Source organism: Agarivorans sp. TSD2052 (assembly GCF_023238625.1).
Classification (GTDB): domain Bacteria; phylum Pseudomonadota; class Gammaproteobacteria; order Enterobacterales; family Celerinatantimonadaceae; genus Agarivorans.
Window position 1 is genome coordinate 941,598 of record NZ_CP096670.1, and the last position, 14,927, is coordinate 956,524.

14 protein-coding genes are annotated in these 14,927 nt (G+C 44.1%); 7 read left to right on the top strand and 7 right to left on the bottom strand.

Annotated elements, in window-relative coordinates:
- Positions 1 to 382 precede the first annotated feature (382 nt).
- A complete protein-coding gene (yghU, locus tag M0C34_RS04315) occupies positions 383 to 1,243 on the bottom strand; it encodes a glutathione-dependent disulfide-bond oxidoreductase (RefSeq protein WP_248714426.1) in 861 nt (286 codons plus the stop codon).
- Positions 1,244 to 1,774: 531 nt separating this feature from the next.
- Between yghU and M0C34_RS04320 the strand changes: the two genes are divergently transcribed.
- Together M0C34_RS04320 and M0C34_RS04325 are read left to right on the top strand one after the other, a co-directional pair.
- Positions 1,775 to 3,139: a glycoside hydrolase family 30 protein gene (locus M0C34_RS04320; RefSeq protein WP_248714427.1), complete on the top strand. Its 1,365-nt coding sequence runs from the start codon at positions 1,775 to 1,777 to the stop codon at positions 3,137 to 3,139.
- 254 nt (positions 3,140 to 3,393) lie between these two features.
- Complete coding sequence (locus M0C34_RS04325; RefSeq protein ID WP_248714428.1) at positions 3,394 to 4,578, top strand: amino acid aminotransferase; 1,185 nt, start codon at positions 3,394 to 3,396, stop codon at positions 4,576 to 4,578.
- A gap of 69 nt (positions 4,579 to 4,647) precedes the next feature.
- Here the strand turns inward: M0C34_RS04325 and M0C34_RS04330 are convergent, their stop codons facing one another.
- Positions 4,648 to 6,003, bottom strand: a complete 1,356-nt coding sequence (locus tag M0C34_RS04330; RefSeq protein WP_248714429.1) for a hypothetical protein — start codon at positions 6,001 to 6,003, stop codon at positions 4,648 to 4,650.
- Positions 6,004 to 6,465: 462 nt separating this feature from the next.
- Between M0C34_RS04330 and M0C34_RS04335 the strand changes: the two genes are divergently transcribed.
- Positions 6,466 to 7,008, top strand: coding sequence for a hypothetical protein (locus M0C34_RS04335; RefSeq protein WP_248714430.1), 543 nt, complete (start codon positions 6,466 to 6,468; stop codon positions 7,006 to 7,008).
- 55 nt (positions 7,009 to 7,063) lie between these two features.
- Here the strand turns inward: M0C34_RS04335 and M0C34_RS04340 are convergent, their stop codons facing one another.
- Positions 7,064 to 7,237, bottom strand: a complete 174-nt coding sequence (locus tag M0C34_RS04340) for a restriction endonuclease subunit S domain-containing protein (RefSeq protein WP_248714431.1) — start codon at positions 7,235 to 7,237, stop codon at positions 7,064 to 7,066.
- A 160-nt stretch (positions 7,238 to 7,397) separates the two neighbouring features.
- Here M0C34_RS04340 and M0C34_RS04345 point away from each other — a divergent pair, with 160 nt between their 5' ends.
- Positions 7,398 to 7,616: a TIGR02450 family Trp-rich protein gene (locus M0C34_RS04345; protein WP_248714432.1), complete on the top strand. Its 219-nt coding sequence runs from the start codon at positions 7,398 to 7,400 to the stop codon at positions 7,614 to 7,616.
- A gap of 51 nt (positions 7,617 to 7,667) precedes the next feature.
- Here the strand turns inward: M0C34_RS04345 and M0C34_RS04350 are convergent, their stop codons facing one another.
- Positions 7,668 to 7,946 carry a peptidylprolyl isomerase gene (locus M0C34_RS04350; protein ID WP_248714433.1) on the bottom strand — a complete coding sequence of 93 codons (279 nt, stop codon included), beginning with the start codon at positions 7,944 to 7,946 and terminating at the stop codon, positions 7,668 to 7,670.
- A gap of 428 nt (positions 7,947 to 8,374) precedes the next feature.
- Between M0C34_RS04350 and M0C34_RS04355 the strand changes: the two genes are divergently transcribed.
- The 3 genes from M0C34_RS04355 to M0C34_RS04365 are packed head-to-tail and all read left to right on the top strand — an operon-like array spanning position 8,375 to position 12,212.
- Complete coding sequence (locus tag M0C34_RS04355) at positions 8,375 to 10,471, top strand: efflux RND transporter permease subunit (protein ID WP_248715593.1); 2,097 nt, start codon at positions 8,375 to 8,377, stop codon at positions 10,469 to 10,471.
- Complete coding sequence (locus M0C34_RS04360) at positions 10,468 to 11,172, top strand: hypothetical protein (protein ID WP_248714434.1); 705 nt, start codon at positions 10,468 to 10,470, stop codon at positions 11,170 to 11,172. Before M0C34_RS04355 ends, M0C34_RS04360 begins: the two co-directional genes overlap by 4 nt.
- Entirely contained in the window at positions 11,163 to 12,212 is a 1,050-nt protein-coding gene (locus M0C34_RS04365) for a 3-oxoacyl-ACP synthase III family protein (protein WP_248714435.1), read from the top strand. Before M0C34_RS04360 ends, M0C34_RS04365 begins: the two co-directional genes overlap by 10 nt.
- A 148-nt stretch (positions 12,213 to 12,360) precedes the next feature.
- On the opposite strand, the gene M0C34_RS04370 is transcribed toward M0C34_RS04365, so the two are convergent.
- The 3 genes from M0C34_RS04370 to M0C34_RS04380 form a co-directional block, all read right to left on the bottom strand.
- Positions 12,361 to 12,711, bottom strand: a complete 351-nt coding sequence (locus tag M0C34_RS04370) for a DUF2750 domain-containing protein (protein WP_248714436.1) — start codon at positions 12,709 to 12,711, stop codon at positions 12,361 to 12,363.
- 150 nt (positions 12,712 to 12,861) lie between these two features.
- Positions 12,862 to 13,425 (bottom strand): rhomboid family intramembrane serine protease, encoded by a 564-nt coding sequence (locus M0C34_RS04375; RefSeq protein WP_248714437.1) that lies wholly within the window; start codon positions 13,423 to 13,425, stop codon positions 12,862 to 12,864.
- A 51-nt stretch (positions 13,426 to 13,476) separates the two neighbouring features.
- Positions 13,477 to 14,715, bottom strand: a complete 1,239-nt coding sequence (locus tag M0C34_RS04380; protein ID WP_248714438.1) for a DEAD/DEAH box helicase — start codon at positions 14,713 to 14,715, stop codon at positions 13,477 to 13,479.
- Positions 14,716 to 14,927 lie beyond the last annotated feature (212 nt).

Sequence of the window (14,927 nt, forward strand, 5' to 3'; positions counted from 1 at the left end):
TTGTTAGCTTAATTTTTGTAAATAGGCTGCCGTGTTTATGTCATCTGATTGATTAGGTGCGATTCACGTAATCTGGAGAACAAAACCGTGGGCCTTGGTGTTATTCGTTTCTGAGCGAGATATTCTCATGGTCATTAACCAGCAGTAAGTAGGACTGATGGGAACTATTGTTCCATTTTGTGGTGAAGTAAGCGGTATCAATGAACGAGACCGATAAACCTTTGCCGCCCATTGCACCTTTGAGGAAGGGCTAGGTCGTTTTCAGTGGGGCCGAAAGAGGGTGAACAGCGCTTAGGGCGACGATTAAGCGACGCCGCGGAGTTAATTAAGATTTGGGCTCAGCGCTATTGGCGGGTAATTAGCCAATAGCGCTAGGCCTCGGTTAGCTAGGCTGCTTGGCTAAGGCTTGGTCAATGTCGCTCGCGCTGTGGCGTTCGGCAACTTGCTCCCATTCTTCTCCCCAGGTTCTATTGACTATTTGGCCGCGTTTCACCGCTTGGCGCTCTGCTAGCTGGGTTGCCCAGCGCATCAGGTTGGGGTAGCTTTTTACATCCAAAAAATCTGCTGCGTCATAAAGTGAGCCGAGCACTAAATTGCCATACCAAGGCCATATGGCGATATCAGCGATGCTGTATTCGCTGCCAGCGATAAACGGGTGGTTTGCTAGTTGTTTATCTAGTACATCTAGCTGACGTTTGGTTTCCATGGAAAAGCGATTGATGGGGTATTCAAATTTTTCAGGGGCATAGCTATAAAAGTGCCCGAAACCACCGCCAAGATAGGGCGCAGAGCCTTGCAACCAAAATAGCCAATTCATTACTTCGGTACGAGCAGCAAAATCTTTTGGCAGAAAGTGGCCAAATTTCTCTGCTAAATAAAACAAAATTGAGCCAGATTCAAAAATAGAGATTGGCGTTTCAGTGGAGCGATCCTGCAAGGCTGGGATTTTTGAGTTAGGGTTAATGTCGACAAAACCCGATGAAAACTGGTCTGCGTCACCGATGTTAATGAGGTGAGCGTCGTACTCCGCTTCTTTTACCCCAACGGCGAGTAACTCTTCGAGCATAATGGTGACCTTTTGGCCATTTGGGGTGCCCATTGAGTAAAGCTGCAAGGGGTGTAAACCTACAGCCAAGGCCTGCTGATGCCTCGCGCCTGAATCGGGGCGATTAATACTCGCCCATTTACCGCCGCTTTCACTATCCATTGTCCAAACATTGGGGGGGGTGTACTGCTCTACCATGCTGCTTCCTTAGGTTTTATTCATCTAGTTAATATAGATATCAGGCCATTTATACGGATTAAAACCTTTCAAGGTTTATATTTTTATCGCCATATTCGCTCGCCCTCAGTCAGCATAGGCTAAAAGTGCAACTGTTACGCTGATATGGGGAGAAAACGCTTTGATGTAGCTCACATAAATAAAGAAAGCGCTTTCTTTTTGGTTTTTCTTGGGTTTGGTTTTTAATGTCGCTAAGTGGCTTAGTGCAAAGTAAAGTTTCGTTGGTTATTCTCATTGCTATTCTATTTATCGGAAAGGGGTTATAAAGCGATAAAATATAAGCTGTTGATTTTAATTGATTAATTATATTGTAAATGTTGTTGTTAATACTCAGTTTGTGGTTTGTACTAAAATAAGGTGTTTTTTAATTTAGCGTAATATGCTGATTTTTGGTTTTTTTGGCTTGTATTTCATTGTTTTTCTCAGAGCTTATTTGGTAAGCGCTTTCATGGTAATCTGGGCTTAAGAAAAATTTGTTGGAGACTTAACCTTATGAAAGCAACGCATTATAGAACTCTTGAGAGAACCGGTGAGCGCTGGGCCGTGAAAAAAGATGTTGAATTTAAACCCTCTTATCCCACTAAGCAGCCAATGATTGTGGTTAATTCAACAGAAAAATTTCAAACTCATATCGGTTTTGGCGGTGCTTTTACTGAGGCCGCAGCATCTACTTTTTACCAAATGCCGAAACAGTTACAAGATGAATTTATTGAGGCCTACTTTGATAAGCGGCAAGGTTTGGGTTATGTGCTGGGGCGAGTGGCGATTCATTCGTGTGATTTTGCGCTAGGAAATTATACCTATGTAGATGAAGGAGACAGTGAGTTAAAGACCTTTGATTTATCTCATGAAGAAAAATGGGTTATTCCAATGGTTAAACTGGCGGCTGAGAAAGCGGGTCAAAGCATTACTATGCTGGCGTCTCCTTGGAGCCCTCCTGCATTTATGAAGTCGAATGGCGAAATGAATTACGGCGGTAAATTATTGGCCGAGTATCAACAGTCTTGGGCGAACTACTACGTAAAATTTATTGAGCAAATGGAACTGCGCGGTGTGCCTATTTGGGGGGTGAGTATTCAAAATGAGCCTGAAGCCGATCAAATTTGGGACTCGTGTCATTACACCGCAGAAGATGAACGAGATTTTATAAAAAACCACTTAGGCCCTACTTTGCATAAGGCCGGTTACCAAGATAAAGCCGTTTTAATTTGGGACCATAACCGCGACGTGATGGTTGAGCGCGCTTCCACGGTGTTAGCTGATCCTGAAGCGGCTAAATATGTTTGGGGCGTCGGCAACCATTGGTATGTAAGTGAAGATTTTGAACAACTTGCCATGGTTCATCACCTGTACCCTAGCAAACATATTATTTTCACCGAAGGTTGTGTTGAATTAACTGAAACCTCAGTGGATGCCGATGAAAAAAGTGGTTACTTAGGTGCTTGGGGTAATGGTGAGCGCTACGGTCGCAATATTATTGGTGATTTTAATCATTATTCAGAAGGATGGATTGATTGGAATTTATTGCTTAACGAGCAAGGGGGGCCAAATCATGTGGCTAACTACTGTGAAGCGCCGTTAATGTACAACCGCCAAACTAAAGAGCTTATCTACAATAACTCTTATTACTATATTGGCCATTTCTCTCGTTATATTGAAGTGGGCGCAAAACGGGTGATGAGTATGAATAACAGTGAGCAAGTGCATGCGGTTAGCTTTGAAAATCCAAACGGTGATTTAGTGGTGGTGGTACAAAACGAAGGTGCTATTCATAAAATCACCTTAGTGATAGACGGACAGGGCGTAGACCTTTCTTTGGCTAATAACTCGATGAATACCTTTGTGGTAAAGCGCTAAGTAAAGTTTTAGCGATCCCTTTTAAACTATTAAGCTCAGAGCCGATGCCATTTTACATCGGCTTTTTTATTCGCTGCTGGCCTATCACTAGCTTAACGCTGGCTTTGGGTAATGCGCTTATGTCTTCTGTTTCTCCCATCTTTGAGTTTACTCTCTTGAACACTATTGTTGCTCCACTTTGGGGGGATGCAAGGTATTGCTGTTGGCGCCAGCTAGGCGTATCGTGATCGCATTCATGATTAGAAGGAGCCTTCATGTTTGAAGCTATTGATAAAGCTAAAGATGATCCTATTTTGTCTTTAGGTATTGCCTACCAGCAAGATACTCGAGCCAATAAGCTCGATTTGGGTATTGGTGTGTATCGCAATGAGCAAGGCAATACTCCGGTGATGAAGGCGGTGTCGGTGGCGGCTCAGCGTTTGCTTTGCGCCCAAACTACTCAAGCTTATCTTGGTTTGGCGGGTAATACAGATTATAACCAAGCAATGCTGGATTTGCTGTTAATGGACAGTCCTGCTCACGGCCGTTGTATTGGTATTCAAACACCTGGCGCTAGTGGCGCTTTGCGTTTGCTCGCCGATCTCATTGCTAGCGCTAAGCCTAATGCCAAGGTGTGGTTATCGACGCCTAGCTATGTAAATCATCAACCTATCATGCAAGCCGCTGGTTTAGAGGTGGCGTTTTATCCATATTTTGATCCCCTTACCAAGCAAGTTGATGAAGCGGCGATGTTAGCGCAAATAAGCAAACTGGGTCCTGACGACGTGCTGCTACTGCATGGCTGTTGTCATAATCCTACTGGTGCTGATATGTCTATTGAGGCTTGGCAGCAAATTGCTCAGTTAGCTTTGAACAATGGCTTCTTACCTTTTGTAGATTTGGCTTACCAAGGCTTTGGTGAAGGCATAGACCAAGATATTGGTGGTTTACGTTTGCTGGCAGACAACTTGCCTGAGTTACTGATTACTTGCTCTAACTCGAAAAGTTTTGGTTTGTATCGAGAGCGCACCGGGATTGCCATCGTGATAGGGCAAACCCTGCAGCATGCTAGCAATGCGCGCGGCAAGCTATTTGAGTTGGCAAGGCGAAGTTACACCATGCCGCCCAATTGGGGGGCGGCGATAGTGGCTGAAATTTTAAATGACCCCTTGCTAAAACAGCAATGGCAGGACGAGTTAAATGCCATGAGTTTGAGAATGCGTGGCCTTCGTCAAGCTTTGGCTGAAGAGTTTCGCTTACAGTCGAACAGTGACCGTTTTGACTATTTAACCGCTCACCAAGGGATGTTTTCTTTAACCGGTTTTAGCCTTGCGCAAACTGAGCAACTGCGCGAACAGTACGGCATTTACATTGTGGGAGGAGGGCGCATTAATATTGCTGGCTTAGCAAAGCATGCTATTCCACAATTGGTAAACGCCTGTTTAGCCGTGGGTGCCTAGCGCCTTAGGCCTTATAAATAAGGAGGTTGTGGCCTCCTAGTGAGTTTATGAGGTTGATAGTCAGCGTGCTTAAACTAATTCTACGTCGGTAATTTTACTGCGATTGAGGGTGATTTTGTAGCGTCGATAAACAGGGGCTTCGCCATTATCTTCTATCGCAAGTATCAAATTTATTTGATAACGGCGCTCTATGGATTCTCGTGATACCCGGCCTTTCTCTTCTTTAAACACTACCCCTCGACCGCCTTCTAAATAACGGGCAAAGGGGCGCAGATTTAAGTAAACTGATTCGTGAATGGCGCTATAACCGGCGCGAAAGTTTCGCCCGAAAACTCGGCTTTCTACGCGATAGTGCAGTAATTCAGCTGATTGGCGATTACGTTGATGACGGTGCGCTAAAATATCAGCAACGGATTCCGGTAAATGTTTGGTTTTGATGTAGTCGAGCCAAATCTTTTGCTTGGCAATCAGTGTTTGATTGGCGCTGTCATATAAATCTTTCGACCATTTAGGTTTGCCTTTACTGATGAACCGCCACATGGCGTTCTTTAAATCTTCTTTAAATACTTCTCGCACCCCGTAAATAGCCGCTAACACCAGTACCATCAGGGCCGTTAAACCGCTTAAGGCACCTTGGGTTTTAATAATTAGGCTTAATACCACGATCATGATTAAAGCGGTGGCTAAACCAGTCACCAAGCGACGAGTGTTGTTGCCCAGTGAATAGGTTTTTTCGCGAAATACTACGCCATATTCAATTAAGCGACGCATTAAGCGCATTTTATTGGCAATACGGTTAGGGTCTGCCACGGTGGCTGCAGAGTTATAACCGCGCGTTTCTCGGTAGTTGGTTTCGCTTCTGGCGTACTCTAGTATGCTGTTTCGCTGCTCTAATAGTTCACTAGAACGTGGCCGCTTCGCCATCATTCGCATTAATAACTGCTCGGTATGCCAAGATAAATAATTGTCAGCATTTTCAAAATGAGCAAGCTGGGCACTGCCAGTTGGTATATTGCGGCGGAGCTTCTTTAACAAGCTGGCGCTTTGTTCGACTAAGCCTGCAGCCAGTAGGTAAAACTGTTCGGGATCTTTCTCTTTGAGGGTGAGGTTTACATCAACCTCTAATGCAACAACATACTGATAAGCAAATAAATTGAGATTTACGCGGTACTCTTCCAGCGCGAGGTTGTTCATGCTGGCAAAACGGCTTTGCAGTAAAGGAAGGTGTAAACCCGCGCTGAAGTAGCTGTGTTTACCGGTGATGCCGCTGTTAAAATAGGTGTTTTCTTTAAGCGTTTTAGGGCCTATGCCCATCTCTTTAGGCAGAGAAAAATACACATCGATACGCCGTTGAGTATGCATTTCCATTTGGTGGTGGAGTTTAACCACCATTTTATCTTCTTGCTTTAATTGAATCGTCGGCACTTGCGCTCTCTTAGCAAACTCCCATCGCGCTTGTTGCTCAATAAAAGTAATACAGCTTAGATCAATAACTTACTAATATTCATTATAATACAGCCAGTTAAATAAGCGTTTGTTTTGTTGAATAGAAATGTGGCTACCTTCAGCACTTCATTCAGACGTATAAATTGGACTCGGCCACACACAAGCCGCTGCTGACATCGGGTTGATGATGTTTTTCCATAAAATCAACTGGTTAGCTTGATGGTGGTGTTTTGAATTAGCGATGTTTACAGAAGCGTTGCACGGATTAGTAATCAGAGGTCTTAAGCGATACGCCTTAGTTTTAGTCTCTTCAGTATTTTCCAACTAAATAATAAATACATCATTAAGTGTTTATCTTATTGTTTTTAATGTGTTTTAATTCTCCGGCAAGTTTAATTATAAAAATTCACTAATGGATTAACTATACAGCTAAGGAAAGAGATGAATAGATTTAGTTTTTGGGCTTTACTGTTATTTGCAGTCGTAAGGCCTTTAACAGCGGCAGAGCAACAAAGCCCAACCGAACAGCACTATTTTTGGTTAGAGCCGGGAATTTCTTACGGTAAACCTGCAGTTGATATTAAATTGGATGCTCGCTACAGCATTTCTGATTACACCATCGTTTTGGGTGCAGGAACCGGAGACGATTTAGAGCGGGGGATTAGTAACACTGATAACGAAAATCTTGATATAGATACGTTTCGGATTATGGTTGGGAAATACTTTTATCTAGGGAAATATGAATTTTTATTGGAAGCTGGGGTAGCGAAAGTAAGGTTTCCTGAGCAAGTATCTTATGATAATGGTGATTCAATGGGTAACCAAACTGTCCACACTGATTATTTGGGTATTCCAGTGCGCTTCGCTAAGTACTTTAACAGTAAATATGTGGGCTTTGCGCTGACTGCCGACGTGATGTACACCAAAGACCAATGGATCACTACTGCAGGTTTTAGTGTGCCGCTTGGAAAATTACGCCGCTAGTAAACGATCAGCAAGGTAGAGTGTGTTTAGAGACTCTACCTTCTTTAAGCATTGTTTATTGAGGCTTACGTTTGCCGGTCATAAACGCTTCTAAAATTTCTGGGGTGAGTTCACCCGCTTCTTCTAGCCGTTTTAACTCTGCAACCACGGCCTTTTGTTCTTCCATGCTAGGAATGGGCAGCTCAGGCTCTTGCTCGATACCTTCAGGTATATTGATATTTTCTAACATAATGGGATCTCAATTTTAAAACGTAATTAGCCTAAGTATATCAGGAAATGGCAGCTTAGCAGCAAGGCTAATCGCATTGCTATTTAGCTTGCTAGTGATCGTTTTTGATATGGTTTAGGTAGTTATTGTTAATGAGTAGTGGTAACAGGTGCTTAAGTCAGTGAGTAATCAAATAAACCCTAAACAGTTATTACGTAGTAAATGGACTAAACGGCAAGTAGTAAACAAGATGAAGCATTTTGAAGTCATCGAGTTAGAGATTGATGACGATCAGCGAGTGCAGCGCTGCGTTATTCAGGCGGTGTACAATCAGCAAGATTTTGAAATCAATTGGCGAGAGCTTAAAAACAGCACGCTATGGCGGCAAGGGTGGACGTAGCTGTAAATAAATAGGCGCTGAACTTACAGCGCCTATTGGCATCGTAGAGGTTTAGCTACGGCTAGTTACTTCTAGTAAGTGGTAGCCAAATTGGGTTTTTACCGGGCCATGTACGGTGTTTAGGGCTTCGTTAAATACCACCGTGTCAAATTCTGGCACCATATCACCTTTGTTAAACTCACCTAGTTCGCCACCACTTGCGCCAGACGGGCAGTTAGAGTGCTGTTTGGCAATCTCGGTAAAGGCTGCGCCATTTTCGATCTGTGTTTTTAAATCTAGACACTGTTGTTCTGTGTCTACCAGAATATGGCGTGCGCTTGCTCTTGGCATAAATAATCCTCATTAATGAGTAAGTGATGGTCACGACCTTGTAGACTACAGTCCAATATTAGGTCACTGGAAACCGCAAATGTAGTTCTCGCGCTGGTGGAGTGTCAAATAATAACTGCTGATAAGGGTTTTTTTTTTATTTTCTAGATTTAATTTAGATTTCCTTAGAATTTGTTTTTTCATGTTAACTTAATGATATTAAAGACTATCTTTAGTTATATCGCCTCTCTATTGTCTTTAGGTGCAAGTGAATGACATCGAGTGTCTTCGCTAACGATTGATAGGCTATATTTCAGTTCCAAACTATTACCGTTTATTTTGAACGTAAATGCACCTCCTTAGGGTCTACTCAATTATGGTCATTAATCAGCTTAGTTAAGGGTAAGGCTTAAATGGAGAGTCGGGGGATCTCAAGATTTATCGTGAGTATGCAGCAAGCTTGGGTGCAAATAGGGTGGTTGTTGCTGGTGTTATTGGCGGTAGTCGGATTACCCAAGTTGCAGGTTCAGCCAAGCATTCAAGCTTATTTTTCCAAAGATGACCCTCAAGTTATAGCGCTTGAACGTTTTCAACAGCAGTACACGGCTGCACCCAATTTATTGTTATTATTGACTAGTGATGTTTCATGGCGTGGTTCCTCACAGCAAAAAAGTCTTAAGGATTTTATAGAGCAACTTGGTCAGCTCTCAGGGGTAGACGCGGTTAGCCCTTACACCTTATTAGCGCTAGAACAGGCACTGCCCCCCAATATTGCTAAACAGTTTGTTAGTGAAGACAGCTTAAACATCAGCTTGGGCTTAAATATCTCCCCTGAAATAGCAGCGCAAGCGAGTGCCTTAAAGCAATTGTTTGAACACTTAGATAGTCGTTTCGATGTGTTTAGCAAAACGGTCGGTTTTTCATATCGTTATGGGGGGGAACTGGCCTTAAGTCGCCAATACTTAGCGGTGTTGCGCCATGATTTAAGCTGGTTTGCTCCGGCTTTATTACTCAGTTTTGCTCTTTTATTTAGCTGGGTTATTCGCCAGCCTCGTTGGCTACTGGGGATGGCTAGCTGCGCGTTAATCAGTCTGCTTATTACCTTAGGTTTAAGTGCTTGGATGAGCTTAAAACTGGCCGCAATTAGTGCCTTTTTACCGCTGGTGCTGGTGAGTTTAGCCATGGCCTACTCCAGCCATCTTTATTTTGCTTGGCGTCGCTTATTACGAACAAAAGCCAACCAGTTACCACTTTCTAGCGCACAGGCGATGCACTTAGCCTTAGAGAGTAAGTTGTTACCGCTATTTTGGGGGGCATTGACCACAGCACTTGGTTTTTTGTTGCTGTATTTAAGCCCATCTCCTCCGATTGCAGATTTTGGTTTAATGGTGGCGATGGCTGTGGTGATTAATGCGGTGGCTTGTTACTCAATACTGCCACTTTGGGTAAAGGGTATTGACGTGACAAGCACGACCATAGATGTGCGGCCTGAGGCAGATTCTATTAAATTTTCTGGCTTGATTAAAGCGCGAAAAAGCCTATTGATACTGGTGTTTGGGCTAAGTGTTGTAGCAGTGATGTCAGTGAAAAACCTACGTTTTGATGACGACTCCTTAGGTTACTTTCCTGATGATAACCCCTTTTCGCAAAGCCGAAATCTTGTTCAGCAGCAGTTTTTGGGTATGCATAGTCTGCGCTATCTATTGCTTGAAAAAGATCAAAGCCAACGATCATTTGCTGATGTGTCAGCTCTTGAATCCCTATTAGGTTTTTTAAATAAGCAACCGGAAGTCCGCCAGCTAACGAGTCGTAACGATTGGTTAGACTGGCTTGAGCAAGATCCAAGTGCTAAGGCTAAGGTATTTGCGCTACAACAAGCTGATGTTGAATGGCTTAAACAAGAACAATTATTGACTGTGTGGCTGCAGCCTTTAACTAGTCGTCAGCTCATCGCCTTTGAGCAGCGAGTAGCAGATTGGGCTGGCTCGCAACAGATTAATTTATCACCGGCATATAGCAACAATTTGCTGTTTGCCAAATTCAGCCAGGCGAACGGTCAGGCGATGCTGTTATCTTTTGCAGCGGCCCTTCTATTGGTGGCCTTAGTGGTGCTGCTGTTACGTCGCAGTGTGTACTTAATGGTGTTAGCCTTATTGGCTAATGGTTTGCCATTACTGTGGGTGTTTGCTCTATGGCAATGGAGTGGGCAGCATTTAAGTTTAGGCAGCGCGGTTGTAATGGGGATGATGCTTGGCATCATTGTTGACGATAGTTTGCATATTTTACTCAACGTGCACCCGGCTCGCAGTGTCGCTAATCTCCAGCAAGGGATGAACGATATTATTCCAGCTTTGTTACTGACCTCAGGAGCATTGGTTATTGGTTTTTCTTTAGGGGCGTTATCGGACTTCTTACCTATTCAACAAATGAGCTTATTGTCGAGCTTAAGCTTGGTGATCGCCTTGGTGTTTGATCTGTTATTACTCCCGTTATGTTTACCGTTGCGTGATACGTCGCCCTCCTTATCAATAGGAGAGAGCATATGAATCGTCATCCTATGGGGGGCTGCTTTAGTAGCCATCCTGGCAAGCTTAACACTGAGCATGCAATTGCTAAGTGGGCTCAGCACTATGCCAAACAAGGTGTACATTTTAACGATACACATAGTGAAGCTCTGGCATTGTTAATGCCCTTATTGTTATGTGGTGAGCAATCTGCCCAATTGGTTTTTCAGCAACAGGCTAAGGTCTTAGCGCCGCAAGTGTGTAAATCGTCGATTAATGCGTTAAATGAAGTTGAAGCCGATGAGGCTTGGCACGACGAAGCACTACAATGGGTATTTGCCCAATTGCCGGTACTGACAGAGCAGCATCAAATACGCCGTGCGGCCCAGCGTTTTTATTCTGGTTTGGGACGCAGTGAGAGCCTTCAACAGCAATTTATTCGTATCGCGAGTTTAGATGCCTGCGTGACACAACTGATGCAGATGATGGAACGGGGCACTATTGGCAGCCAACATCCCTTTTCATTGTTGTGTGGTTTGATTAAGAAAGACGAAGCTAAACACGTATATGTGAGCAAATACTTTGCTAAACATTTGGGCGCTAGCGTGGCAGACATCGCTGAAGAGCGGCTGTTGATATTACAACAGCTAATGACATTATTAGGCCGCCAAGCCAATCAGTTTGAGGTTTTGGGGGTCGATCTTGAGGTATTACAAAAGAAGCTGGAGTTAAAATGGCTGTAAAGTTTGCAAGGCATTCGTTAAATCTACTGGCTGCTAACTGGTGTGTGCCGAATCAAGCGGTGAGTAACCAACAATTGTTAGCACAACTGTCCGACCGCTGTGGTTGGCGAATGGCCCGTAAAGCCCACATTTTTGCCAAGCGTCTGGGGGTTGAACAGCGATATTTTAGCCGTAACTTCGCACAGCCCCGCAGCCAAGCATCGCCTAATGGCGTATCTATGGCTAAACAAGTCATAGAGCAATGTTTAAGTGAAGCGGGTCTTGAGCCTAATCAGCTATCGTATTTGCTCACTCATACCTGTACGCCACATACCCAAGTCCCCCCTAATGCTGCTTGGTTAGCTGATCAGTTGGCCTATCATGGAGCCTACTTAGAATTACGCCAAGCCTGTACCGGCTTTGCTAATTGCTTACAAATGGCGAGTGCGCTGTGCGCCGCCGACCAGCAGCCAGTGGCCATTGTTGGCAGTGAAACCGGATCGGTATATTTTGATTTAGCCCCCCACTTTGTAGACCAGCAACAGTTAGTTAATTTTGTTCAAATGGGAGATGGATGCGGTGGGGTCATTGTTGCGCCAGCTAAGCAGGCTAGAGGACTAATTAAAGACATTTACCTGGGGCAAATTGGCCATCAGAAAGAACCTGGGTTTTATTTAGATGCCGGGGCCGATACGGTGGGAGAGGCGCAAATGGCTCGCTTTCATCACAATAGTAATGCCGTAAGAGAAACGGGCTCTCAATTGTTTGAATTAGGGTTAAAAGCCGTATTAGAGCGAGGTTATCAACTCAGGGATTTTCGTTATATTCTGCCACACCAAGCCAATGGCCATATTGACAAGTTATTAAGCAAAGCCCTTGCTTATCCGCAGCAGCAAATTATAAACGACGCCAAACATTTCGGTAATTTAGGGTCGGCGGCTATTTGGTTGAGCTTCGCGCGTTTATTGCAAACTAAACCGCTGGAGCCTGGCGATCAGGTATTGGTATTAGGCGCAGAAGCCACTAAATATCTATATGGAGGTTTTGTTTACCAGCATTGAACAGTGCCGAATGTGCACACTTACGCCAAGTGAAAGGGCCTCGTTTACGGGGCGTTGAATCATCTTAATAAATCGAATCAACGAGCGTTGTTAAGGCATTTAAAAGCCGCCTTGTTGTTTAAGTGTTGGCGGCTTTTTTAGTGAAAATTTAAGCGTTATCTTCAGCCAGTTGTTTGGCTAAGGTGAAGGCTTCAATTTCTTCGCCAACTAAGTTTTCATCTAAGTCGATGGCAACCAAGACTTTGTCTGCATCTAGGTTGGGTAGCCATTCATCAAAAAAGTCGTCTATTTTTACTGTGACTGGTTGGTAGTCTGCCCAGTCTTCAACACACAGCGCTGTTGCGGCAGCCTGATTAGAGAACAGCGGCATAACATCGGTATTTTCAAACTCGATAGAATCAACCACGACAAACTCGTCGTCGGCACTCAGTACCCAAAGTTCGCCGGCTTTAATAACCGCTTTGCTAAAGGCTGAAAGGTTGGTTTCTGCTTTGGACATGTGTAACTCCAATAGTGTTGGTCGAGGGTTGCAATACCTGCTAGCGAAACTCGTCGCATGATGGCTAACACAACCCACTAATATTAACGGCTGATATTGTCTGATCAATAAGCGAAAATAGCTAAGTAAATCTGCGATTAAAGCGAGAGCTTATTTACTTTGCCTAGCATTTGTTAGCCACCACGCCATGAACACACCGGACAAGGCGCCAAATATGTGAGAAGACCAGCTCACATTGGCTCGTAAACTGAATAAACCAAAGAACATACCACCATAAATAAGTAGCACCAATGCTGCTATTAGCAGACTTTTTAGGCTGCGATTAAACCATGCATAAGCCAACAATAAGCCCCAATAACCAAATATCAGTCCACTGGCACCGGCATGCATACCGCTGCTGCCAAATAGCCACACCAGTATTCCGCCAATCAGTATAATACCGCCGCTCCCTAACCAAAGGACCTTTTGCCCTAATTGGGCCACTAACATCATCAAGATGGCAAATGGCACTAAGTTGGAAATAAGGTGTACCCAGCTATGATGAATAAATGGGGCTAATGGAATACCTAGTAACCCGGCTAAACTTCGCGGGTAAATGCCTAAAGAAGAGACCGAGCCTAGGGTTAAGGTGTTAATAAATTGCACAAAAATCATGATGGCGCAGAGGATTAATACACTGCGAAGGTTTCTTTTCAAGGGCGCAGAAAGCGGCATTATTTTAAGCCTTGTAGGTTGGTGATGGGGACATCATCTGAACGCAGATGATTAACGTTTTCGACTTTTTGCTGAGCTGCCTAATGCTCGTTGCCGAGCTTTTCTTTTTTGTGCTGAGCGTGAATTTTTTTTGTTAACCGGTGGCGCTTTGGTTAAATCAGGCTCAAAACCTTCCAACCATTGCTGGGGAAGTCGACGATCTAATAATATCTCTAGCTCTGTTAATAGGTGTTCGTCATCGACACTGAGCAAAGTGATGGCGATACCCGCTTTCCCTGCACGACCGGTTCGGCCAATACGGTGAATGTAATCTTCAGCTTTAAAGGGCAATTCAACGTTGACCACATATTTTAGTTCTTCAATATCTAAACCTCGCGCGGCTACATCTGTTGCTACTAAGGCTTGTATCTCTCCTTGCTTAAATGCTGCTAGTACTTGCTCACGGGCTGCTTGAGATAAATCGCCATGAAAAGCGGCAGCTTCAATATTTTTTGCTGCTAGCTTGGTGATTAGCTCGTCGGCAGCTTGTTTACTACGGCTGAAAATCAGTACTTGTTGCCATGCTTGTTGAATCATAAGGTGGCTGAGTAAGGCTGCTTTTTGTTGCTTGTCGACCGCGTATACACGCTCTTCAATTTTTGTCGCGATAGTGTTCGCTTTGGCAATCTCTAATAATTTTGGCTTGCTTAGCAAGGGCTTGGCAAAGCGGAAAATACTGTCATCTAAGGTCGCTGAGAACATCAAGGTTTGGCGAACCTTTGGCACGAAGCTAAGCAAGGCTTTTAGTTCATCTTTGAAGCCCATATCTAGCATGCGATCAGCTTCATCAAATACTAAATATTGCAGCGAGCTGAGTGATAGTGAACCTCGCCTTAAGTGATCTAATAATCTGCCTGGTGTTGCGATGACGACTGCCACCCCTGCTGCGAGTTGCTGTTGTTGCTGCTGAATGCTGGCACCGCCATAAATGGTTATCGATGTAAGATCGCAGCCATGTGCGTATTTTTGCACGCTAGCTTGAACTTGTTGGGCTAATTCTCGGGTTGGCGTTAATACTAGCGCTCGAATACCGCTGATCGTGCCTGCTTGTCCATGTTGGCTTAACTGGTGGATCAAAGGCAAAGTAAACGCGGCAGTCTTACCGGTACCCGTTTGAGCTACTGCTAAGACATCATGCCCAGCTAAAATTTCAGGAATCGCACGTTGTTGAACTGGCGTGCTGTGTTGATAACCCGCATGTTTTAGATTGCTGAGTATTTGAGGGTGTAAGCCTAAGGCGCTAAATGACATGTTCTACAGTGTTTATGGCTGAATATTGGCGCTGGCTAGTATAGCTGAAATGTGAAGTTTGTTGGAAGCCACGCAGTTTTATCCTGTTTTTTTTCGCCTGATGGTGGCGTTTAGACAACACTGAGATGCGTGTTGATAGGCGGTTTCCACATCTTACAGTCTCTGACCCTAGCAAAAGTGAGAGCTATCACGTTGTATTGTATTATTGTATT